Here is a 22311-nt window from a genome sequence, read left to right as displayed (position 1 = left end):
ACTGCGCCTCCGGGGAGCATCAAGGGGTCGCACGGCGGCGCCTCCTGGCGTCTATCAGCATCTCCTGCACATGGCGCAGCGGCCGGCCGTCGGTGTCGGTCGCGTGACGCGTCCAGTTGCCGTCGGCGCCCAGGTGCCAGGAGGACGTGGTGTCGGACATGCCGGTCTCCAGGAGCCGGCTGAGCGCGGCGCGGTGGGCCGGGTCGGTGACGCGGACCAGCGCTTCGATCCTGCGGTCGAGGTTGCGGTGCATCATGTCGGCGCTGCCCAGCCACACTTCGGGCTCGCCGCCGTTGCCGAAGGCGAAGACCCGGGAGTGCTCCAGGAAGCGCCCGAGGACCGACCTCACCCGGACGTTCTCGGAGAGGCCGGTGACGCCCGGGCGTATCGCGCAGATGCCGCGTACCCAGACGTCGACGGCCACCCCGGCCCTGGCGGCCCGGTAGCAGGCGTCGATGACCGCTTCGTCGACCATGGAGTTGACCTTGATGCGGACGTAGGAGGGGCGCCCGGCGCGCTGGTGCGTGACCTCTTTGTCGATCCGCGCGATCAGGCCGTCGCGCAGGGACTTGGGGGCGACGAGCAGCCGCCGGTAGGTCTCGCGCCGCGAGTAGCCGGAGAGCCGGTTGAAAAGGTCGGAGAGGTCCGCGCCGACCTGCGGGTCGGCGGTGAGCAGCCCGAGGTCCTCGTAGAGCCTCGCGGTCTTCGGGTGGTAGTTGCCGGTGCCGACGTGGGAGTAGCGGCGCAGGGTGTCGCCCTCCTGCCGCACGACGAGCGAGAGCTTGCAGTGCGTCTTCAGCCCCACCAGGCCGTAGACGACGTGGCAGCCCGCCTCCTCCAGCTTCCTGGCCCACTTGATGTTCGCCTGCTCGTCGAAGCGGGCCTTGATCTCGACCAGGACGAGCACCTGTTTGCCGGATTCGGCCGCGTCGATCAGGGCGTCCACTATCGGTGAGTCGCCGGACGTCCGGTAGAGCGTCTGCTTGATGGCGAGTACGTCGGGGTCGCCCGCCGCCTGTTCCAGGAACGCCTGGACGGAGGTGGAGAACGAGTCGTACGGGTGGTGCAGCAGCACGTCCCGTTCGCGGAGGGCCGCGAAGATGTCGGGGGCCGACGCCGATTCGACCTCGGCGAGATCGCGGTGGGTGCCCGCGATGAACGGCGGGTACTTCAGCTCGGGACGCTCCAGCGAGGCGACGCCGAACAGGCCGGTGAGGTCGAGCGGGCCGGGCAGCGGGTAGACCTCGGCGTCGGAGACCTTCAGCTCGCGGACCAGCAGGTCGAGGATGTACGGGTCGATGGACTCCTCCACCTCCAGCCGGACGGGCGGCCCGAAGCGGCGCCGCATCAGCTCCTTCTCCAGAGCCTTGAGGAGGTTCTCGGCGTCGTCCTCCTCGACCTCCAGGTCCTCGTTCCTGGTGACCCGGAACATGTGGTGCGCCAGCACCTCCATCCCCGGGAAGAGCTCCTCCAGGTGCGCGGCGATGATGTCCTCGACGGGCACGTACCGCTGGGGCGAGGCCTCCAGGAAGCGGGTGAGCAGCGGTGGCACCTTGACCCGGGCGAAGTGGCGGTGGCCGCTGACCGGGTTGCGGACGACCACGGCGAGGTTGAGGGAGAGCCCCGAGATGTACGGGAAGGGGTGCGCGGGGTCGACGGCCAGCGGGGTCAGCACGGGGAAGATCCGCTGCCGGAAGAAGGTGAAGAGCCTGGCCTTCTCCTTGTCGGTCAACTCGTCCCAGCGGATCAGGTGGATGTTCTCGTCGGCCAGTGCGGGGGAGACGTCCTGCTGGTAGCAGGCGGCGTGCCGGGCCATGAGCTCGCGCGATCTGGTCCAGATCTGCTCCAGCACCTCACGGGGCTGGAAGCCGGAGGCCGAGCGGGTGGCGACTCCGGTCGCTATACGGCGTTTGAGGCCGGCCACCCGGACCATGAAGAACTCGTCGAGGTTGCTCGCGAAGATGGCGAGAAAATTAGCCCGTTCGAGGAGGGGGGTCGCCGGATCCTCGGCCAGTTCGAGGACCCGTTCGTTGAAGGCGAGCCAGCTCTGCTCCCGGTCGAGGAAGCGGCCCGAGGGCAGCTCGCCCCCGGCACCGTCCTCCTCGTACGCGTCGACGTCCGTGTCGATGCCCGGATCCAGGTCCGGAACGGCTGCCGCGACGGTGTGCGGACGGTGCGCTGCTATGGAACCGACGGACGGCTGGAGGTGCTGGGCCGGGACCTCTGCACTGGGCTGCTGGCTCATATGCCCATTGTTCCGCGCGGGAGGGTCGGCGGGCGCGGTGACGGGTTGCATTCCGTGAGGGTGGCAAGCGCGTCTGAATGACGGGTAACGAGGACATGACGTCCGGGAAGCGCGCCACAGGAGAGCGCGGGAAACATCCGGGCCACCGATGAGTCCCGCCGTCCGGCACGGTCAGGACGTGAGAGGCGCGCTGCCCGCAGGCGCGGGAGCATCGGCTGTACAGGAGGACCGGTATGCGCACACTCGCAGTCACCCAGAACGTCACCGTGGACGGCGCGGTCGAGATGATCACGGACTGGTTCGATCCGCAGGGCCAGGGCACCGCCGGCATGAGCGATGTCATGGAGGAGAGCCTCCGGCAGGACAGCCGGGCGGACGCCCTGCTCGTGGGCCGGCGGACCTTCGAGGACTTCCGTGGCTACTGGCCGCTGCAGACCGGCGACACCACCGGCATCACCGCGTATCTGAACCGGGTGCGGAAGTACGTCGTGTCCGGCTCGCTCACGGACCCGCAGTGGGAGAACTCGACGGTGCTGGGCGGCGATCCGGTCGAGGAGGTGGCCGCGCTCAAGGCCCGGGAGGGCGGCAAGGACATCGTGCTCACCGGCAGCATCACCCTGGCGCACACGCTGATCGCGGCCGGGCTGGTGGACGAGTACCGCTTCTTCGTCTACCCCGTGGTCCAGGGCCGCGGCCGCCGGCTCTTCCCCGAGGGGTACGAGATCCCGCGGCTGCGGCTCCTGGAGTCGAAGGTCTTCCGCAGCGGGATCATGCTCCAGCGCTACGTACCTGCCTGAGGAGGCCCGGGCAGGAGGGCCCGGCAGGCGCTCAGCCGGCCATCCGCTTCACGAGGCGGAACACCACCAGGGTCAGCACCGCTGCCAGGGCCAGCAGGATGCCGGTCTCGACGAGCTGCAGCGGCCAGAAGTCGGACACCGGGTGGGAGGAGCGGTAGTACCCCACCAGGTGGTGGGCAGCCTGGCACTTCCTGTCGTCCACGCAGATCGGGTCGGCCACATGGGCGCCGCTGGTCGTGACGGCGCCCTCGCCGACGAACAGGCCGTCCGCCGCCGGGTACCCCTCGGCGAGGCCGGTGTAGACGGTGCGGACGGGCCAGAGGCGGGTGCTCAGGGACTCGACCACACTGGACACGACAGCAGTGGCGACCACGCCCACCATCATGGCGGCCACCGTACGGCGGAGCAGCAGGCCGGTCAGGGCGCCGAGCGGGACCGCGAGGAGCGCGGTGGCGATACCGATGGGGCCGATCGTGTTGTAGACGCCGCCGGCGTACCAGTGCAGCTCGGGGTCCTCGTGGGGGCGGACGGTCCAGACCCAGCGGTAGACACCGCTCAGGACGACCGAGCCGGCGGCGGCCAGAGCGGTCGGCACCGCGAGCTTCACTGCGAACCAGCGGACCGGGGAGACGGACTGGGTCCGCAGCAGCTGGTGGCTGCCGGACTCCAGTTCCCGGCCGACGACCGGCCCGGCCACGAAGGCGGCGATGAGGTAGGGCAGCAGCTGGATGACCGCTGCGGCGTGCTCCACCAGCCGGGCGTCCGTCCAGTAGTGTCCCGCGATCCCCCCGCCCCAGATCCGGATCGCGATCAGCAGGACCAGGGCCAGTGCGAGGAGCCCCGCGGCGCCCTGAAGGGTGTTGCGGTGCATCCGCGCGGCGACCCAGTACGGGCCGCTGAGCCGCCGGGTGCCGGGGAGGGCGCTGGGGCGCGCCGCCGGTGTGCCGACTGTGCTGTGGTTCAAGGTGCTCATGACAGGGACTCCGTACGGTGTGCGGCACTCGGTGTCAGCAGGGCGGGCGCGTCGGGGGACCGCAGATGGGCGAGGAGCATCTCCTCCAGGGAGGGCTCCGCGGTCTGCCAGTCGCCCGTGATGGGCCCGTCCCGGCGGATCAGTGCGGTCATCTGGCGTCCTGTGGTGCGCGATTCGATCACGGTGTGCGGGTCGAGGCCGGCCACCGGCCCGGTCACCAGTGCGTGGACGGACAGCAGGTCGTCGGTCTCGCCGCCCAGCCGGACCCGGCCACCGTCGACGAGCAGCAAGTAGTCGCAGGAGCCTTCCAGTTCGGACAGGACGTGCGAGGACATCACGATGGTCGTGCCGTGCTGGGCGGCCTCGGACATCAGGGTGCCCATCAGCTCGTGCCGGGCGAGTGGGTCGAGATCGGCCATCGGCTCGTCGAGCAGCATCAGTTCGGGCCGTTTGCCGAGGGCGAGCGCGAGGGCGACGCGGGTGCGCTGGCCGCCGGAGAGCGAACGGACGACGGCGTCCCCCGCCAGCTTCCCCTCGGCCACGATCCGATCGGCGGTCGCCGCGTCCCAGCGGCCCGTGTTGAGCTCGTACCCCATCCGCAGCGTCTCGGCGACGGTCAACTGGCTGATCAGCGGCTTGCTCTGGGCGACGTAGGCGATCCGCTCACGGGCGGCGGCCGGGGTCGTCCCGAGCACCTCGATGCTGCCTTCGGTGGGCCGCAGCAGCCCAGCGGCGTGGGCGAGCAGCGTGGACTTGCCGGCGCCGTTGGGTCCCACGAGGGCGCAGATCCGTCCGGCGGGCAGGCGGAACGTACAGCCCCGCAGCGCCCGGCCGCGCCGCTTCCCGTATGTCTTGCCGAGCCCGGAGGCCTCGATGGCGGTGTCGGTCATGGGCGGGTCTCTCCCTTGGGGCGGTCGTCCCTGAAGCAGTCGTCGAGTACGGAGGAGCAGAGTGCTGCCGCGTCGTCCTTGTCGAGGCCGGCCGTACGGGCGCGAGCGGCCCACTCGGTCAGCTCGGCCCGCAGCGCCGAGTCCGCGGGCGGGGTCCGCCCGAGGGACTTGCGGATGAAGGTGCCCATGCCGCGCCGGGCCTCGACGAGGCCTTCGCGTTCCAGTTCGCGGTAGGCCTTCAGAACTGTGTTGGGGTTGATGGCGGTGGACTCGACGACCGCGCGTGCGGTGGGCAGCTGGTCGCCGGGGTGCAACAGGCCCAGGCGCAGGGCCTGTTTGGTCTGCTGGACGATCTGGAGGTACGTCGAGACGCCGCTGCGCCGGTCGATGCGGAACTCGATCACCTTGCACCCCCCTTTCACTAATCAAGTAGTGAAAGGGTGATGTAAGAGCCGGGCCGCTGTCAACTCACGACAGGGGAAAGCCCTCCCCGGCGAGCCGGGAAGGGCGTGGTGGTACTGCTGTTTCGCCTGGTCAGGACTCCGAGCGATACATCAGGTCCACCTCGTGCGTGGTGAAGCCCAGCCGCTCGTAGACGGTGACGGCGGCCGTGTTGTCGGCGTCCACGTACAGCATCGCCGTGGGCAGCCCCTCGGCCGCGAGGTGGCGCAGCCCGGTGGCGGTCAGCGCCTTGCCGAGGCCGCCGCCCTGGGCATCCGGGCGGATACCGACGACGTACACCTCGCCCAGCTGCTCGTCGGCGTGCACCTTCGTCCAGTGGAACCCGACGATCTCCCCCTCCGGCCCGCTGTCCGTCCCCGCGTCCCGGACCGCGAGGAAGAACCCCTTCGGGTCGAACCAGGCCTCCGCCTTCCGGTCGTCCAGGTCGCGCTGGGTCATCGACCCCTGCTCGGGGTGGTGGGCGAAGGCGGCGGCGTTCACTGCGAGCCAGGCCGCATCGTCCTGGCCGGGCACGAAGGCCCGTACGGTGACGCCCTCGGGGTACACCGGCTCGGGGATGTCCAGCGGAGCCAGCGGGCGCCGCAGCTGGCGCAGTTCACGGAACATGGCGAGCCCGAGGACCTGGGCGAGGTGGCGGGCCGCCGCGTGTCCGCCGTGTGCCCAGACGCGCAGCCGCCGCCCGGATGCGGCCAGCAGTGCGGAACCGAGCGCCCGGCCGTGGCCCTGCCCCCGGTGCGAGGGGTGGACGACCAGCTCGGCTGCGGGCGCCTCGACGGGGTCGACCGCCTCCAGCTGCGCGTACCCGGTGAGCGTGGAGCCGACGCTGATCAGGAAGTGCTGAACACCCTCGCGCCGCTCTCCGCGCAGCTGAAGCCGTCCCTGTTCGGAGACGGCCTGCTGTCCGTCGGTCTGCGCGGCCTCGGCGAGCAGCGCGCGTACGGCGTGCTCCTGTTCGGCGGTGAGCGTGTCGAGAGTCTGGATCTGCCGGCCGGATCCGGGGGCAACAGGCGCATTCGTCATGCGGACGAGCGTACGGGGGTCACCGGGCGCCCGGTGAGTACGGCGAAGCCGAGCCGGTGAGTATCGTCGCCGGTCGCCTCCGGCACCGGAGGGGTCAAGGGGCGGTCCGGGGGCGATGCGGAGGCGGCACGCCGCGCACGTTCGTGCCGCTGTCGTTCCAAGCCAGGCGGCGGCCTCCCGCCCCCTGACAGAAACCACCTCGTAACCCCATCCCCCTGTCGCGCTACGCGCGTTGACTCTAGGCTGCCGAGCGTCACCCCTCAGCCTTCACACAGAACTCACAAGGGGACGAATGTCAGCCAAACCTCACAGAATCCTCGGCCGGCCGGGCGACCGCGCGGTCCGGCGGATCCTCGCGGCCGCTGCCGGGCTCGCGACGGCCGGGGCGCTGGTCGCCGCGATGCCGGCCCAGGCGCAGGGTCACGGCGGCGACGGCCACGGCGGTCGTGGGCACGGGAGCCACGGGCAGCACGGGGGGCACCACCCCAGGCCCGACCCGACCGTCGATGTGCAGATGCTGTCCTTCAACGACCTGCACGGGAACCTGGAGCCGCCGGCCGGTTCGTCGGGCACCGTCGCCGAGACGCAGCCCGACGGCACGGTGAAGTCCGTCCCGGCCGGTGGCGCGGAGTATCTGGCGAGTTCGCTGCGGGCGGCCCGCAAGGGGCACCCGTACTCGGTCACCGCGGCGGGCGGCGACATGATCGGTGCCAGCCCGATGCTGTCGGGGCTCTTCCACGACGAGCCGACCATCGAGGCGCTCAACGACATCAAGCTCGATGTCACCTCCGTCGGCAACCATGAGTTCGACGAGGGTGCGACCGAGCTGGCCCGGATGCAGAACGGCGGCTGCCACCCGACCGAGGGCTGCTTCGAGAAGGGCAAGAAGTTCAAGGGCGCGAACTTCCCCTACCTGGCCGCCAATGTGACGAGTGAGAAGACCGGCAAGCCGATCCTCAAGCCGTACACGGTCTGGAAGAAGAACGGCGTCAAGATCGGCTTCATCGGGGTGACGCTGGAGGGCACGCCCAACATCGTCACCGCGAACGGCGTCAAGGGCCTCAAGTTCCACGACGAGATCGAGACGGTCAACAAGTACGCCAAGGAACTCGACCGCCAGGGCGTCAAGTCGATCGTGGCGCTGATCCACGAGGGCGGAATGCCCGCAAGCACGTCGTACAACTACGACTGCGATTCACCGGGCGCGGGCGACGGCATCTCCGGCCCCATCGTCGACATCGCCAAGGGCATATCGCCGAAGGTGGACGCGCTGGTCACCGGCCACACGCACCAGTCGTACGTGTGCGACATCCCGGACCCGGCGGGCAACCCGCGCATGGTGACGTCCGCCGCGTCCTTCGGGCGGCTGTACACGGACAGCACCCTCACGTACGACCTCAGGACGAAGGACATCGTGCGGACGGCGGTCCGGGCGGACGGCGCCGAGGGGGGCCACGGCACAGCCGGTACGGTGGCGCGGCCCGTCAACCACATCGTCAGCCGGGAGCAGCCCAAGGCGCAGGACATCACCGCGCTGATCACTCGCTGGAACGCGCTGGCCGCCCCCATCGCCGGAAAACCGCAGGGCTTCATCTCCGCCGACATCAACGGACGCGGTGACACCTCCCCTGAGACGGCGCTCGGCGACCTGATCGCCGACGCACAGCTCGCCGGGCTGTCCCCGGCGGACAAGGGCGGTGCCCAGCTGGCCCTCATGAACCCGGGCGGCATCAGGTCCGACCTGGTGTACAAGGCGAGCGGCAGTGAGGGCGACGGGGTGGTGACGTACGGCGAGGCGTTCACCGTGCAGCCGTTCACCAACATGATGAACGTGGTCGACCTGACCGGCGCTCAGGTCGTCGCCGCGCTCCAGCAGCAGGTCAGCGGGGCCAATGAGGCGTCCCCGAAGATCCTCCAGGTATCGAAGGGCCTGACCTACACGCTCGACCTGACGAAGTCGGGCGCGGCCCGTGTGGTCACGGACACCGTCAGGCTGGACGGCACCGCGATCGACCCGGCCGCGACCTACCGGGTGGCGATGAACGAGTTCCTCGCGGGTGGCGGCGACGGCTTCGCCGCCCTGGGCCAGGGCGCGAACAAGCTGGTCGGTGCATCCGATCTGGATGTGTTCAACACCTACCTGGCGGCGAACTCCTCGGCGTCCGCGCCGATCGCCCCGCCGAAGGCCGACCGGATCACGGTCATCAAGTAGCGCACCCCCTACGGAGGTTGGTCTGCGGCCCCTCGCTCGCTCCGGCGGCCGGGGGGCCGCTGTCCGTGGCGGAGGGCTGAGGGCAGGGCGCGGGCGGGGGAGTGGCAGGACGGGGGGTGTACGCAGAGCGGGGTGGTGTACGCAAGGCGGGGCGACGGGACCGACGGGCCCGGACGGATCGCCGCCCCCGGTTCAGCTTGTGGATCCTGAGTCGGGAACTGCGCGGTCAGTCACCCGTGTTGGTAGCCCAGACCGGGTGGCCCGAGTTGTTGTAGATGACGGCATTGCCGTCGTCCTGGATGGCGAGGTAAGCACCCTTGTGCCAGGTACCGGATGCCCATACGGGCTCGTTGGCGCTGTTGTAGACGACGAAGTTCCCGTCCTCCTGGAAGACCGCGCAGTTTCCGTGCGACCAGGTGTGGGGCGCCTGCCACGCGGCATGTCCGTCCTTGTAGAGAACGAAGTTGCCGTCTTCCTGCATGCGCAGGCTCGTCCTGCCGTTGCCCGACGTCCAGGCCTGGTTCTTGCACAGCGTGGCGCGCGGTCGGATGATGTGGTCGCTCGTGGGGCGGGCGGCGCCGACCTTGGCGGTCCCGGCGTGGCCCGTGGTGAGGGCCGGGGACGCGAAGGCACTTCCTGCGCCGAGGACCAGCACCGCCGACACGGCCGCGAGACATGCTGAACTACGGAACGTCACGGTTGCTCCTTGGTTGGCGGGGGCCACCGTGCAGTAACCCTCCGTAATCAATAGGGACACAGCGTGAGTGTTCTGTCCAGAGGTTCCTCCGTGCTTTGACCCCAACGAGCGATGGCGGTGGGATTGTCCGCCCGGGCGGCGGGTGCGGGAGGGGGCCGGACGTGTGTGTCACCGTGGCGGGCCCGCCGGGCAGCGGTTACGGCGCGTACCCGGGCACCGGGGCGGATGCTCCGCCGGTCCCGGCCCGGCCGAGCGTGAACCAGACCGCTTTGCGGTCGGGCGTACAGCCGCCGAGGAGGGTCCAGCCCCAGCCTTGCGTGAGCCGGTCGAGCAGTAACAGCCCGCGCCCGCTCTCCTGTTCGCCGCCGGGAGCTGCCGGGGTGAGTACGGGCAGGAACCAGGGCGCGTTGTCCGTCACGGCGACCGTGACCTGCTTGCGGTTCACGGTCGCGCAGAGCTGGATCAGGGGCGTGCGGGTGTGGCGGTGGGCGTTGGTCACCACCTCGGCGACGCAGAGCCGCGCGTCGTCGGCGAGGCCCCGATGGCCGCCCGTGGTGAGCAGGGACGTGACGAACTCCCTGGCGATGCGGGAGGCGTTGGCGGTGTTCGGCAGGGTGGCGCGGTAGAGCTCGCCGCCCTGTGGGGGGCGTGGCGCGGTGGGGGTCACGGTCTTCTCCCTGTGTGAGGTGATCCGGAACGGATGCGCCGCTCGTTGTCCGTGGCAATGGCCGCCTCCCGGCGCGCGGGTGTCAAGGCGCGCTGAAGGAGCTGCACTTCGGACCCGTCCGAGCGGTGTGCGGTGCGGTGACGACGTTAGCGCCTGGGTATCAACTGTTGTATCGATACCAATAATATTTGCTGGAAGTGGACCCCTTCGAGGGATGCGGGTCACACTGGACCCGACAGAGGGAGGGGCCGATGCCACCGAGGAAGCCGCCGACGGCGCGACAGCGCCGATTGGGAGCGGAGCTGCGGAAGATGAGGGAGCATGCCGGCCTTGCGCCCGCCGAGGCTGCTTCTGTGCTCGGTACGGACCGCACCACTATCAGCAACACCGAATCGGGGCGGTTCGGTGTGAGTGAAGCGCGGGTGCGCACCTGGGCCGACTGTTACGCGTGTCCGGATCAGCTCTATGTCGACGCGCTGGCCGACATGGCGGAGGAGCGAACCAAGGGGTGGTGGGAGGACTACCGGGGTGAACTCTCGGCCGGCGCACTGGATCTGGCAGAGCTCGAACACCATGCCGTCGGGTTCCGGGCCGTCCAGATCATGCACATGCCTGGGTTGCTCCAGACCGAGGACTACGCGCGGGCCGTGTACGCGGAGGCCCTGCCTTCGCCAACCCCGGCGAACCTTCGACGTCGGCTGTCGCACCGGCTGAGGCGCCGAGATGTTCTCGATCGGCAGCCCCCGCCCACCTGCACCTTTCTGATCCACGAAGCGGCTCTGCGGATGCAGTACGGCGGACGCAAGGTGGCCATCAGGCAGCTCGACCACCTCTTGAAGGAGTCCGAGCGGGACAACGTCACCGTGCGGGTGATCCCGTTCGCGGCGGGTGGCTTCCCGAACTCCGGTAGTTCGACGCACTATGTGTACGGCCCTGTTCCGCAGCTCGACACTGTGCAGACGGACACCCCGACCGGTTCAGGATTCGTGGATGCCGAGACGCGTCTCCTGAACTTTCGAGCCGTCCTTGACCGGACCGAGGGACGTTCGCTCGATCCGCAGAGTTCGAGGGACTTCATCAGCGAAATCGCACGACAAGCATGAAGGCGTGAGAAGTATGGATATTCAGTGGCGTAAGTCATCCAAGTCGGCCGATGCCGACGGGGATAACTGCTTGGAACTCGCCGTGCAGGGAGGCGAGATCCTTCTTCGGGAGAGCGACAACCCCGACGTGGTCATCCGCACGTCCCGCAGCAAGCTCCGCGCTTTCCTGGGGGGCGCGAAGGAAGGCGAATTCGACGACTTGGCCTGAACTTGTCACGTCCCCGATCGGGCGGCACTCCACCGGCGCAGGTGGGGATGCCGCCCGTTTCGTTGTGAGATCGGCGTGGGGTCTCACTCGTTAGAGTTCAAACACTTGATACGAGATCCCATATAACGCTAGCTTCGTGCCGCATCGCCGGATGTTGTGGCCGTCGGCAAGGCTGCTCCTCCGGCGACGCAACCCCCTCGCTATCTGCGCCGGTTGGGGGGTAACAGGAGCCACCCCCGCCCGCAGCTCGTCACGCCGGCCGCAGGTGGGGGTGGTTCCGACGCTGCGTCAGGAGGCCGCCTCATGTGTGTCCCGCACCCCGCCCGAGCCTTCTGGTGCGAGCGGATCACGTACCGCACGATGGACGCCGATGACGTGGCGGACGTGGCCCGGTACGCCGCCGCCGCACCGGCCGAGGCGATCCGCCGTATCCGCTCCGAGGTACGCGAGTTGGCGCAAGCGCTGCCGCCCGTCGAGCGCCACCGGGCCCTGAGCTGGGTCGACGGCGGCGGCTGCGTGGGCGCGATGGGCGCACTGCACCGGGGTGAGCCGTGCGGGATCTCGCTGAGTCATCGCGGCAGGTGGATCGAGTGGTCCGTGCGTCCCTACCTGGAATTCACCGTCGAGCGCGGCGCCTTGTTCCCGGTCCTGTGCGGACGTCACGGCCAGGACGTCCGGCCCTGTCCTGGCCCTGCTCGGCCACCATCTTCTCGATCTCCTTCAGCGCCGGGGCAGGGCGGTCCTCCGGGATGTCGTGGGAACTGCCCTGCGCGGTGACGAGGGTCCGGTCCCTGCCGGGCGAACGTCGCGGCAGCGTCCGCCGGCGCCGAGCATCCTCGGGCGCCGAGCATCCTCGGGCGATCCGTCGAACGGAGTCTTCTCGGAGACGATGACCACCGCCGGGAGGCTGTCGGGCCAGGAGGCCCGGTCGTACGCCTTGTGCATCGGGACGTAGCTCTCCGCTGTGGAGATCAGCTGCCTGTTCTGCGGCGTGGAGGGATTCTTCTTCGCGGCGTCGACCGCCGGCTGACCGGCGGCGACGAGCCGTGCGGCCGTGCTCCCTGCCGTACCGATCCGGCCATCCGCAGACCGCACCCCTCCGGCAGGCGCATACGTGGAGATCCGGGGTACGTGAGGGGCCATCGATCGCCCGGGCACCGGGGTCGCGGCACCGCTGCCGCAGGACAAGGGGGTACGCCATGTCAGTTGCACCCAGAACCATGACGGTCGTCGCGTTGTGCACGCTCACCGCGGCAGGCCTGGCGGCCTGTTCGGGCGGCGGAGGTTCCTCGTCGTCCGACGCGTTCAAGGGGATGAGCGCGGACCGGATCGCAGAGAAGGGGGTCGCGGCGACGAAGTCGGCCGATTCGCTGCGGGTGCGCGGGCGCATGTCCGGTCAGGGGAAGGCGACCGACCTCGACTTCGCCGTGGACGGGAGCGGCGCGTGTACGGGGCGGCTGACCGCGAAGGACGCCCGCGCCGACATCGTCCAGGCGGGCAAGGCCATCTATCTCAAGGGCAACGCCGCCTACTGGAAGTCCGCGGCGAAGGCCCAGCCGGGCGCCGACGCGGGCAAGACCGCCCGCGCCTTCCAGGGGCACTGGGTGAAGGTGCCCGCCCAGGACAGCAGTGTGCAGAGCATCTGCAACAAGCAGGCGTTCATGGCAGGCATGGACCAGGACAAGTCCGAGCGGAAGAACATGACCCGCCGGGGCACCGTCAAGGTCGGCGGCCAGGACGCTGCCGTGCTGAGGAACAAGACGGGTAACGGCGAGACGAACACGCTGTACGTCGCCACGCACGGCAAGCCGTACATCCTCAAGGCGGTCCAGAGCGGTGGCAGTACTCCGTCCAGCGTCGTCTTCTCCGACTACGACAAGCAGGTGAAGGCCACACCGCCGCCCGCCGGTGAGGTCGTCGATCCCAAGAAGCTCACGGCGAGCGCGTCCTGAGGGCGTCCTGGTCGCGTTCTGACCGTGCCGCCCGGGCACGATCCTGAACCCGCCTCCCGGCGGACCGCTTCCTGGCAGGCCGCCTCCTGACAGACCGCCCCCTGACAGACCGCTTGACGGCGGTCCCCTGCACGACTTTCCGTTCACGGACCGGAGGACCTCACATGGCATCGGCGGACAGCTATCCCTCGCACGACCGGCAGCAGGATCAGCAGTACCAGCAGGGCTGGAGTTCCGGACAGGAGAGCAACGGCGTCGCCGTCGCCGCACTGGTACTCGGGATTCTGGCCGCTGTCTTCTTCTGGACCGTGGTCGGAGGCATTCTGCTCGGTCTCGTCGGTCTGGTGCTGGGAATTCTCGGAATACGCAAGGCGCGCGCCGGAAGAGCGCCCAAGCGGACGATGGCGATCGTCGGAACAGTGCTCTCGGCGCTGGGGATCATCGGCAGCGCGGTCATTCTGGTCGCCGGAGTCTCGCTCCTGAACTCCGATTCGTTCAAGAACTACTCGGACTGCGTGAAGCACGCGAACTCACAGTCCGAAAAGGACACGTGTGCCCACGACTTCAAGGACCGGAGCGGCAACTGAGCCGAGTGGTGTGCGGCGGCCGGGAGCGGCCCCGCGCACGCCCGGCGGGGGCCGCGTTCCGCTGCGGCCCCCGCCGGGAGGTCTGCTGCCGGGCGCCGGGGGCGTCCGGGCGCCGGTCAGGCCGTGAGTGACCGGCCGCGCGACGACGGAGTAGTGCCTGCTGCGGCGCCGGCGGGCCGGGATACGCCCAGGGCGGTGTCCGCGGCCAGGATGGCGTCCTTGATGGTGCGGGTGGAGGTCGCCACACACAGGGTGTAGGTGACGTCCTCCAGCGCCCGCCGTCCGTCCGGGGTGTCCTGTTCGAGCAGAGCGATACGTGCTGTCGCGTAGCGGGCCAGGAGTGTCCGCAGGACCTGAGGATCAGGGGTCAACATGGAGAGAAGCCCTTCTCGGGTGGTTACTCACCGATTGCCCATGATCCCGTTCCGTATGCGTGCGGGCGGGTGTGCTCTTCCTCTCGGCCCGGACAGCAGTGATCCCGGCAGCCCACAGGGCCGCCGGGATCGGGTACCGCGTACGCCTACTTCTCCTTGAACACATCCTTGATGGCTTCCTTGGCCTTGCGCGCGTCGCCCTTGGTCTCCTCGGCGCGGCCCTCGGCCTGAAGCGACTCGTTGCCCACGGCGTCACCGGCGACCTTCTTGATCTTGCCCTTGGCCTGCTCGCCCTTGGCCTGAGCCTTCTCGTTGGCAGTCACAGCCGCTCACGTCCTCGCCTGGTGGGAAACAGTGTCAGTACAACGCCTTTCCGTGAATTTCCCCGGTAAACCTGCGAGGAATTCACGGAGCCGCAGAGCCGGCTGACCCGGTTTTCTCCCTGGTTTTTCGCAGCACATGAAATGTGTGGGGCCGGAACACCGGGGCACTCGATGTTCCGAGAGCGCGTCACCCGAATGCGGGTGGCACCGTTATTTCTCCCCCGGTCGTGTCGGCCGGGGATCGCAGGACAATGAGGGAGTCGTATATATGACTGACAGCATCTGGGGCTACCAGCCGACCACGGGCCGCACGGCGGGAACGGACCTGACCGGGTACAAGGTCGAGGCGACCGACGGCAGTATCGGCAAGGTCGACAAGCACTCGGACGATGTCAACTCCGCCTACCTCGTGGTCGACACCGGCGTATGGATCTTCGGCAAGCACGTGCTGCTGCCGGCCGGTACGGTCCGGACGATCGACGACACCGAGCGGAAGATCTCCGTCGACCTGACCAAGGACCAGATCAAGAACTCACCCGAGTTCGACAAGGACAAGCATGTCGGCGACGCGGGCTATCACGAGCAGGTCGGTGGCTACTACCAGAGTCACCGCCGGCCCTGAGGCCATCGCACGACGCCACGGAGCGGGGCCGTCCGGACACCTTCCGGACGGCCCCGCTTTCTGTCGGAGCGCGCCGGAACGCCGCCGACAAATGCCTCGAAACCAGGGGCTACCCCGGGTACGACTTGCGCTCGGGGGGCGCACGCATGGTGGGATGAGCCGATGCGACCCCCCACACGCATACCCTCGCATCCGCCCAATCCCTACGACGAACTGGCACAACTCAGCGACCCCGAGCCCGGCTTCGAGCCGTACGGCCATGACGGCCGCGGCTACGACCAGCGCGCTTACGACCAGCGCGGCTACGGCGGCCTCGGTGACGACGAGCGCGGCTACGACGAGCACGACCCCCTCGGCCTGGGACTGAAGCCCGACCACGACGCAGGCGTCCGGTCCGGCGACGACCCCGCCGACGACAGCTGGACGCCGCCCAACCACCGCGGCAGGGGCCGCCTCGCCGCCGTGTCCACCGTGGTGAAGGTCGCTGTCGCCGCCCTGGTGTGCACCGGCTTCCTCTTCCTCGCCGACCGCTTCGCCGAGCTGTACGCGCAGAACAAGGCCGCCGAGAAGCTCCAGCAGTCGCTGCACCTGGTGACCAGGCCGGAGGTCGACATCCACGGCTTCCCCTTCCTCACCCAGGTGCTCGACAAGCACCTCGACCGGGTCGACGTGTCCGTCCCCGACGTCGCAGCCGACCGGGTCTCGCTCGCGGAGGTGCGCGCCAGCGCCAAGGACATCCGGATCAACGGTGACCTCCCCAGCTCCATCAAGGGGGCCGTGGTCGGTTCGATGGACGGCGACGTCTTCCTCTCCTTCGCGGACATGAACCGCGAGCTCGGCGCCTCACAGGTCAAGTTCACCGACGAGGGCCACGACTCGATCAACGTCCGCGGCGCTCTTCCGGTGGCCGGCACGGAGGTACGGGTCCGGGCCCAGGCGCACGTCAGGCGCGACGGCGGCCAGGCCGTCTCCACCACCGTCGATCACATGCAGGTCGACGTGCCCGGTATCGCGACGTACACGCCGGGCCGTGACCGCGCGCACTCCGGGCTGCGGCTCGCCCCCGAGGCGGCGGCCCGGATCGCCCGCGAGAAGAACCACATCAGGGCGCTGCTCTCCGTGCCGTCGGTGGTCGACAGGATCGGCGTACCGCAGAAGCGCGTGCAGCAGGCGCTGCACAGTGACGACGAACTGCACCGGCTGGCCGGCACACCGCGCTTCGCCCACCAGCTGATGCAGGTCAATCTGGTCGACGAGATCGTCGCCCACCCCTGGCTGCTGCAGAAGGCCGGTATCGACCCCAAGCTGATCTCCGCGGTGATGAGCCTGCGCCCGCCGCAGCTCTCCAGCCAGTTCTCGCTCTCCTTCAAGCTGCCCAAGGCGCCCGGCGACATCCGGCTGCGCCATGTGGTGGTGGAGAAGAAGGGGATCAGGGCCGATCTCGCGGGCTCAGGGCTGCACCTGGGCAAGCAGGGCTGAGAGCGGGCCCCGGCCGCAGCGCGGTACGGGGCCCTTCGGCGGGGACCGGCCGCGTGGGTGCGGCGGCCGGGACCCCGCCGCGGGGCACCCGCCGGATGGGACCCGCGGTTCACGCCCCCTGTACGGGCGGCGAGTCCGGTGGCGGTTCCGCGGCGCCCGGGATCCGGATGAGTGCCTCGGTGCCGCCGCCCGGCGCCGGGTTGAGCGCGATGTCGCCGCCGGACTGCTGGACGGTACGGGCCACGATGGAGAGGCCGAGCCCCGAGCCCGGCAGGGACCGGGCCGACGGGGACCGCCAGAACCGCTCGAAGACATACGGCAGGTCGTCGGCGGGGATGCCGGGTCCGTGGTCCCGTACGGTCAGCCGCCCCTGGTGCAGGACGACATCGATGGCGCCGCCGGGCGGGCTGAACTTCACCGCGTTGTCCAGGACGTTGACCACCGCCCGCTCCAGCGAGGCCGGTTCCGCCCGTACGTACCAGGGCCGGAGATCGGCGGTGAAGGTCAGTTCGGGGCCGCGCAGCCGGGCCCGGTCCAGCGCCGACTGCGCGATGTCGTGCAGCGCGACGACGTTCAGCGTCCCCGGGGCGTGGGTGGCCTCGTGGCGGGACAGCTCCTGGAGGTCGCCGATGAGCGCGGCCAGTTCGGTCATCTGCGCCTTGACCGACGCCATCAGCGCCTTGCGGTCGTCGGGCGGGATGGGGCGGCCCGTCTCCTCGCTGCGGGCGAGCAGTTCGACGTTGGTGCGCAGTGAGGTGAGCGGGGTGCGCAGCTCGTGCCCGGCGTCCGCGATCAGCTGCGCCTGGCGGTCGCGTGAGTCGCCGAGCGCCGCGGTCATCGAGTTGAAGGACCGGGAGAGCCGGGCGATCTCGTCCTCGCCCTCGACGGGGATGCGGACGGTGAGGTCCTCCGTACGGGCCACGTGCTCGACGGCCTCGGTGAGATCGTCGACGGGCCTGAGGCCGGCCCGTGCGATCCACAGGCCCGCCGCGCCCGCGCCGACGACCCCGGCGCCCGACACCCCCAGCAGGAGCAGCGCCAGTTCGTTGAGGGTCTTCCGGGTGTCCGCCAGCGGATAGGCCACCATCTGCACGATGTCCGGGTAGGGGTTGCCCGGCTCCAGGAGCACGTGCGCCGTGACGACCCGTACGGCGCGCCCCCGGGCGTCCGTGCCGTCCCGGTACTCGGCGAACTTCCCGGTCCTGGACTTCGCCAGGGACCGGTCGGCGGCGGTGACCGTGATGGTGCCCGTGCCGCTGCGTACGCAGGTGGCGCCGTCCGACTGGACGAGCTGTGCGTAGTACGGGGACGTCTGCTCGCCGAAGTTGCCGGGAAGCTCCGGCGCGCGGCAGTCGTTCAGGTTGTTGCGCAGTGTGGTGGGGTTGACGGGCTGGGTGTAGATCTGACCGCCGAGCTTCGAATCGATCTCGTCGTACAGCTTCCCCTGCACCAGGAACCAGCAGATGACCGAGACCACGGCCACCGCGAACGCCACGGCCGCCGCCGTCAGCATCGCGAGCCGGGAGCGCAGCGGAAGACGCCGGAACCAGCGCACGGGCTGGGGCAGCCTCACTCGGCGCTCCCGGTCCGCAGCGCGTACCCGACGCCCCGCACCGTGTGCACCAGCCTCGGTTCGCCGCCCGCCTCGGTCTTCCTGCGGAGGTACATCACGTACACGTCCAGCGAGTTGGACGACGGCTCGAAGTCGAAGCCCCACACCGCCTTGAGGATCTGTTCCCGGGTGAGCACCTGGCGCGGATGGGCCAGGAACATCTCCAGCAGGGTGAATTCGGTACGCGTCAGCTCCACCCTCCGCTCGCCGCGCACCACGTCGCGCGTCGCGAGGTCCATCCGCAGGTCGGCGAAGGCGAGCACGTTGTCGTCGGGGACCTCGCCGGCCGTCGCCGTGTACGAGCTGCGCCGCAGCAGCGCGCGGATGCGGGCGAACAGCTCGTCCAGCTCGAACGGCTTCACCAGGTAGTCGTCGGCGCCCGCATCGAGTCCTGTCACCCGGTCGCCGACCGTGTCGCGGGCGGTGAGCATCAGGATCGGGGTGGTCGATCCGGACGCACGCAGCCTGCGGGCCGCCGTCAGGCCGTCCATGCGGGGCATCTGGATGTCGAGGACGATCAGATCCGGTTCGTACGGGGCGGCTTTCGTCAGCGCGTCCAGACCGTCGACGGCGACCTCCGTCCCGTATCCCTCGAAGGCGAGGCTGCGGCGCAGCGCCTCGCGTACGGCGGGCTCGTCATCGACGATCAGGATGCGCTGCTGGTCGTGGCCGTCCTCGGCGGGGCTCATCGGCTCTGTCCTTGCTTGCTGGGGTCGGTCGCTGGGTTCACCGGGGCTGTCCGGCGTCCGACGTCCGGCGGCGTACGGTGCGGTCGCCGGGGGTGCGGTCGCCGGGGCCCGGCGTCCCTCAGCCTCGCACGGCCGGCCTCGGGCGGCGTGCGGCACGCCCCTCGGAGCGGGCGGCTGAGGCGGCGGTGGCACGGACGCCCGGGCCCGTACCGCTGCCCGGGCCGTCAGCTGTTGTCCGGACCGTCAGCTGTTGCTGCCGCCCGCGCGCAGGTGGGCGAGGTCGGCCTTGACCGTGTTGATCGGGATGGCGAAGCCGAGGCCCACGCTCCCAGCCTCGCTCGAACTGTCGCTGCTCTGCGAACTGGACGAGTACATCGCGGAGTTGATCCCGATGATCTCGCCATTCATGTTGATCAGCGCACCGCCGGAGTTGCCGGGGTTGAGCGAGGCGTCGGTCTGGAGCGCCTTGTAGGTGGTGGTGGAGTCGCCGGTGTCGCCGTTGAACTGCCGCCCACCGAACTGGAACGGCCAGTTCCCGTCCCCGCCGCCCTGGCCCTCGCCGCCCTGCCCTTCGCCGCCCTGGCCCTGGCCCCCCTGACTCTGGCCCTGACTCTGGCCCTGGTCCTGGCTCTGCCCCTGGCCCTCTTCCTTGGCGACGGTGACATCGCGGTCGAGCGCCGAGATGATCCCGCTGGTGACGGTGCCGGTCAGGCCCTCGGGGGAGCCGATAGCCACGACCTGGTCGCCGACGGCCACGCCGGACGAGTTGCCGAGCGAGGCGGGCTTGAGACCGGAGGCGCCCGACACCTTGAGGAGGGCGAGGTCCTTGCCGGGGTCGGTGCCGACCACCTTCGCGGTGTACGACTTGCCGTCGCTCAGAGCGACCTTGACCGAGCCGGCGCCGGAGACGACGTGGTTGTTGGTGACGATCTCACCGGCCGCGGTGACGATCACACCCGCACCGGTGGACTGGCCCGCGGTGGAGGTCGCCTTGACCTCCACGATGCTGGGCGAGACGGCCTGGGCGACACCGGAGACCGTGCCCCTGCTCGACTGCGAGACGGTGGTGCCGCTGACGGTGCCCGAGGGGTTGCCGCCGTTGCCGTGGTCCATCAGGGACTCGGCGAGCGCCGCGGAACCGCCGCCAATGACCGCGGCGACGATGGCGACAGCGGCGAGCAGGGCGACCGGCCGCCTGGCGCGCTTGGGCCTGTGGTCCGCGGGGTCGGCCGGAGCCGGCGGCGGCCAGGCCGCTGACGGCTGGTGGGTGGGCGGCGGCGGGTAGGACCGGGCCGCGTACGCATCGTCCTGCTGCGGGTTGGGGTACTGCTCCGGGTTCTCGGTCATGTCTCATAGCTTTGCCACGGACGATGAGAGTTTCCTGAGCGCCCGCTGAGAAGCCCGACAGAACCCCGTATGCCCGATATAAAGGCCCGACGGGCCGCCGTACGGGCGGGGTTGGCCGGGCCTGCGGGGAGGGGCGCGCGTGGCGAGGGGTCAGCCGCAGCCGCAGGAACGCCGCACGACCAGCGCCGACGGGAACTGCTTCAGCCGCTCCCGGCGCGACCCCGCGACCCGCAGCGCGTCGTCCAGGACGAGATCGACCGCGGAGCGTGCCATCGCCGGACGGTCCGAGTAGACCGTCGTCAGCGGCGGATCGGTGAGAGCCGCCTCCTTGACGTCGTCGAAACCGGCCACCGCCAGCTCGGCGGGCACATCGATCCGGAGCTCACGGGCGGCTCGCAGGACGCCGATCGCCTGGTCGTCGGTGGAGCAGAAGATCGCCGGGGGCCGGTCGGGGCCCGCGAGCAGCTTCAGCGCCACCTGGTAGGCGTCATAGCGGTTGTAGGCGGCCTGGAAGAGCCGGCCCTCGACCGAGCGGCCCGACTCCTGCATGGCGCGCCGCCAGCCCTCGACGTGGTCGGCCACCGGGTCGCCGACGGCCGGCGTCGACTCGACGCCGCCGAGGCAGGCCACGTAGTCGTAGCCGTGTTCCAGGAGGTGGCGGGTGGCGAGCTGGGCGCCGCCGATGTCGTCCGTGACGACCGCGACGTCGTCGATCGCCTCGGGGCGCTCGTGCAGCAGCACGACCCGGGCGTCCCACGCCTCTATCTCGGCGGCGGCGCGTTCGCTCATGCCCTGGCTGACCAGGATCAGACCGGAGACCCGCATCCCGAGGAAGGCGCGGAGGTAGTGGACCTCGCGTTCGTCGCGGTAGTCGGAGTTCCCGACGAGGACCATCTTTCCGCGCTCGGCGGCGGCCTGTTCGACCGCGTGCGCCATCTCCGCGAAGAAGGGCTGCCGGGCGTCCGGCACGATCATCCCTATGAGATCGGTGCGCCGGGACGCCATGGCCTGGGCCACCCGGTCCGGCCGGTACCCCAGCTCTTTGATCGCGTTGACTACCCGCTCGCGCGTGGCCGGGGCGACCGGCCTCGGTCCGTTGTTGATGACATAGCTGACGACCGCGGTCGAAGTCCCCGCCAGTCGCGCTACATCGTCCCGCGTCACCTTGGCCACGCGCGGCAGTCTACGCGGATGGACCTGCCCTGGGACCTACCGTTTTACGGGCCGGACAGCGGGCTCCCGGGGATCCGCGGCGTCCGCCGTCCGGGCCAGTGCACCGGCAGCCCGCTCGGCGGCCTTGGCCTGGGCTTCTTCGGCCGCGCGCTCGACCTTCTCGGGGGTGACGAAGCGGTAGCCGACGTTGCGTACGGTGCCGATCAGCGACTCGTGCTCGGGGCCGAGCTTGGCGCGCAGCCGCCGTACGTGCACGTCCACCGTGCGCGTCCCGCCGAAGTAGTCGTACCCCCACACCTCCTGGAGCAGCTGGGCCCGGGTGAAGACCCGGCCGGGGTGCTGCGCGAGGTACTTGATCAGCTCGAACTCCTTGAAGGTCAGGTCCAGGACCCGGCCCTTGAGCTTCGCGCTGTACGTCGTCTCGTCGACCGAGAGGTCCCCGATGCGGATCTCGGTCGGGGAGTCGTCGGATGTGATCTGCTGGCGGCCTGTCGCGAGCCGCAGCCGCGCCTCGACCTCGGCAGGACCCGCCGTGTCGAGCAGGACGTCGTCGATGCCCCAGTCGGCCGTGACGGCCGCGAGGCCGCCCTCGGTGACGACGAGGACCAGCGGGCAGCCGGGCCCCGTGGAGTGGAGCAGCTGACAGAGGCTGCGGACCTGGGGCAGGTCGCGGCGCCCGTCCACCAGGATCACATCGGCACCCGGGGTGTCGATGAGAGCCGGGCCTTCGGCGGGGGCGACCCGCACACTGTGCAGCAGAAGTCCGAGGGCGGGTAGCACCTCCGTCGACGGCTGAAGGGCATTGGTCAGGAGCAGCAGAGAACTCATCGCGCCCCACCTGCCGTGGTCGTCATACGGTCGTGCATATATCGCTCGCCC

General features: G+C 70.0%; 23 protein-coding genes. 8 read left to right on the top strand and 15 right to left on the bottom strand.

Annotation, left to right across the window (positions count from 1 at the left end; all coding sequences use genetic code 11):
* Positions 1 to 19: 19 nt before the first annotated feature.
* On the bottom strand, positions 20 to 2245 hold the full coding sequence (locus OG917_RS16115) for an RNA degradosome polyphosphate kinase (RefSeq protein ID WP_328318299.1): 2226 nt from the start codon (positions 2243 to 2245) through the stop codon (positions 20 to 22).
* A 233-nt stretch (positions 2246 to 2478) separates the two neighbouring features.
* Here OG917_RS16115 and OG917_RS16110 point away from each other — a divergent pair, with 233 nt between their 5' ends.
* The gene (locus OG917_RS16110; protein ID WP_328318298.1) at positions 2479 to 3042 is read left to right on the top strand and encodes a dihydrofolate reductase family protein; all 564 of its coding nucleotides are present in this window, start codon (positions 2479 to 2481) and stop codon (positions 3040 to 3042) included.
* A 31-nt stretch (positions 3043 to 3073) separates the two neighbouring features.
* On the opposite strand, the gene OG917_RS16105 is transcribed toward OG917_RS16110, so the two are convergent.
* The 4 genes from OG917_RS16105 to mshD form a co-directional block, all read right to left on the bottom strand.
* Positions 3074 to 4015 carry a hypothetical protein gene (locus OG917_RS16105; RefSeq protein WP_328318297.1) on the bottom strand — a complete coding sequence of 314 codons (942 nt, stop codon included), beginning with the start codon at positions 4013 to 4015 and terminating at the stop codon, positions 3074 to 3076.
* Entirely contained in the window at positions 4012 to 4905 is an 894-nt protein-coding gene (locus OG917_RS16100) for an ABC transporter ATP-binding protein (RefSeq protein ID WP_328318296.1), read from the bottom strand. Before OG917_RS16100 ends, OG917_RS16105 begins: the two co-directional genes overlap by 4 nt.
* Positions 4902 to 5309, bottom strand: coding sequence for a GntR family transcriptional regulator (locus tag OG917_RS16095; RefSeq protein ID WP_328318295.1), 408 nt, complete (start codon positions 5307 to 5309; stop codon positions 4902 to 4904). The genes OG917_RS16100 and OG917_RS16095 overlap by 4 nt, the downstream gene beginning before the upstream one ends.
* Before the next feature lie 130 nt (positions 5310 to 5439).
* Complete coding sequence (gene mshD / locus OG917_RS16090; RefSeq protein WP_328318294.1) at positions 5440 to 6387, bottom strand: mycothiol synthase; 948 nt, start codon at positions 6385 to 6387, stop codon at positions 5440 to 5442.
* A gap of 292 nt (positions 6388 to 6679) precedes the next feature.
* On the opposite strand from mshD, the gene OG917_RS16085 reads away from it, so the two are divergent.
* Positions 6680 to 8599 carry a bifunctional metallophosphatase/5'-nucleotidase gene (locus OG917_RS16085; RefSeq protein ID WP_328318293.1) on the top strand — a complete coding sequence of 640 codons (1920 nt, stop codon included), beginning with the start codon at positions 6680 to 6682 and terminating at the stop codon, positions 8597 to 8599.
* 226 nt (positions 8600 to 8825) lie between these two features.
* Here OG917_RS16085 and OG917_RS16080 read toward each other — a convergent pair whose 3' ends face one another.
* Both OG917_RS16080 and OG917_RS16075 read right to left on the bottom strand, forming a co-directional pair.
* Positions 8826 to 9296: a hypothetical protein gene (locus tag OG917_RS16080; RefSeq protein WP_328318291.1), complete on the bottom strand. Its 471-nt coding sequence runs from the start codon at positions 9294 to 9296 to the stop codon at positions 8826 to 8828.
* A 196-nt stretch (positions 9297 to 9492) separates the two neighbouring features.
* Positions 9493 to 9963, bottom strand: a complete 471-nt coding sequence (locus tag OG917_RS16075; protein WP_328318290.1) for an ATP-binding protein — start codon at positions 9961 to 9963, stop codon at positions 9493 to 9495.
* Between the two features lie 251 nt (positions 9964 to 10214).
* Here OG917_RS16075 and OG917_RS16070 point away from each other — a divergent pair, with 251 nt between their 5' ends.
* Positions 10215 to 11066 carry a helix-turn-helix transcriptional regulator gene (locus OG917_RS16070; protein WP_328321935.1) on the top strand — a complete coding sequence of 284 codons (852 nt, stop codon included), beginning with the start codon at positions 10215 to 10217 and terminating at the stop codon, positions 11064 to 11066.
* A 13-nt stretch (positions 11067 to 11079) separates the two neighbouring features.
* On the top strand, positions 11080 to 11274 hold the full coding sequence (locus tag OG917_RS16065; protein WP_328318289.1) for a DUF397 domain-containing protein: 195 nt from the start codon (positions 11080 to 11082) through the stop codon (positions 11272 to 11274).
* A 720-nt stretch (positions 11275 to 11994) separates the two neighbouring features.
* On the opposite strand, the gene OG917_RS16060 is transcribed toward OG917_RS16065, so the two are convergent.
* On the bottom strand, positions 11995 to 12369 hold the full coding sequence (locus tag OG917_RS16060; RefSeq protein WP_328318288.1) for a hypothetical protein: 375 nt from the start codon (positions 12367 to 12369) through the stop codon (positions 11995 to 11997).
* Between the two features lie 104 nt (positions 12370 to 12473).
* On the opposite strand from OG917_RS16060, the gene OG917_RS16055 reads away from it, so the two are divergent.
* On the top strand, positions 12474 to 13226 hold the full coding sequence (locus OG917_RS16055; RefSeq protein WP_328318287.1) for a hypothetical protein: 753 nt from the start codon (positions 12474 to 12476) through the stop codon (positions 13224 to 13226).
* A 164-nt stretch (positions 13227 to 13390) separates the two neighbouring features.
* The gene (locus tag OG917_RS16050) at positions 13391 to 13813 is read left to right on the top strand and encodes a DUF4190 domain-containing protein (protein WP_328318286.1); all 423 of its coding nucleotides are present in this window, start codon (positions 13391 to 13393) and stop codon (positions 13811 to 13813) included.
* Positions 13814 to 13929: 116 nt separating this feature from the next.
* On the opposite strand, the gene OG917_RS16045 is transcribed toward OG917_RS16050, so the two are convergent.
* Together OG917_RS16045 and OG917_RS16040 are read right to left on the bottom strand one after the other, a co-directional pair.
* Complete coding sequence (locus OG917_RS16045) at positions 13930 to 14187, bottom strand: DUF5133 domain-containing protein (protein ID WP_328318285.1); 258 nt, start codon at positions 14185 to 14187, stop codon at positions 13930 to 13932.
* A gap of 146 nt (positions 14188 to 14333) precedes the next feature.
* Positions 14334 to 14510 carry a CsbD family protein gene (locus tag OG917_RS16040; RefSeq protein ID WP_328318284.1) on the bottom strand — a complete coding sequence of 59 codons (177 nt, stop codon included), beginning with the start codon at positions 14508 to 14510 and terminating at the stop codon, positions 14334 to 14336.
* Positions 14511 to 14778: 268 nt separating this feature from the next.
* Between OG917_RS16040 and OG917_RS16035 the strand changes: the two genes are divergently transcribed.
* Positions 14779 to 15132, top strand: a complete 354-nt coding sequence (locus tag OG917_RS16035) for a PRC-barrel domain-containing protein (protein ID WP_328318283.1) — start codon at positions 14779 to 14781, stop codon at positions 15130 to 15132.
* 162 nt (positions 15133 to 15294) lie between these two features.
* Positions 15295 to 16611: an LmeA family phospholipid-binding protein gene (locus tag OG917_RS16030; protein WP_328318282.1), complete on the top strand. Its 1317-nt coding sequence runs from the start codon at positions 15295 to 15297 to the stop codon at positions 16609 to 16611.
* Between the two features lie 109 nt (positions 16612 to 16720).
* Here the strand turns inward: OG917_RS16030 and OG917_RS16025 are convergent, their stop codons facing one another.
* From OG917_RS16025 to OG917_RS16005, 5 genes are all read right to left on the bottom strand, one after another.
* A complete protein-coding gene (locus tag OG917_RS16025) occupies positions 16721 to 18178 on the bottom strand; it encodes a sensor histidine kinase (protein WP_328321933.1) in 1458 nt (485 codons plus the stop codon).
* 2 nt (positions 18179 to 18180) lie between these two features.
* A complete protein-coding gene (locus OG917_RS16020) occupies positions 18181 to 18912 on the bottom strand; it encodes a response regulator transcription factor (RefSeq protein ID WP_328318281.1) in 732 nt (243 codons plus the stop codon).
* A gap of 243 nt (positions 18913 to 19155) precedes the next feature.
* Positions 19156 to 20259 (bottom strand): S1C family serine protease, encoded by a 1104-nt coding sequence (locus OG917_RS16015; RefSeq protein ID WP_328318280.1) that lies wholly within the window; start codon positions 20257 to 20259, stop codon positions 19156 to 19158.
* A gap of 150 nt (positions 20260 to 20409) precedes the next feature.
* Positions 20410 to 21432 carry a LacI family DNA-binding transcriptional regulator gene (locus tag OG917_RS16010; RefSeq protein WP_328318279.1) on the bottom strand — a complete coding sequence of 341 codons (1023 nt, stop codon included), beginning with the start codon at positions 21430 to 21432 and terminating at the stop codon, positions 20410 to 20412.
* Positions 21433 to 21468: 36 nt separating this feature from the next.
* Positions 21469 to 22260, bottom strand: a complete 792-nt coding sequence (locus OG917_RS16005) for a winged helix-turn-helix transcriptional regulator (protein ID WP_328318278.1) — start codon at positions 22258 to 22260, stop codon at positions 21469 to 21471.
* Positions 22261 to 22311: the final 51 nt, after the last annotated feature.

Source organism: Streptomyces sp. NBC_00388, from assembly GCF_036061255.1.
Lineage (GTDB): Bacteria > Actinomycetota > Actinomycetes > Streptomycetales > Streptomycetaceae > Streptomyces.
Note: the sequence above shows the minus strand (reverse complement) of the source record. Positions and strands in the feature narration are given on the sequence as shown.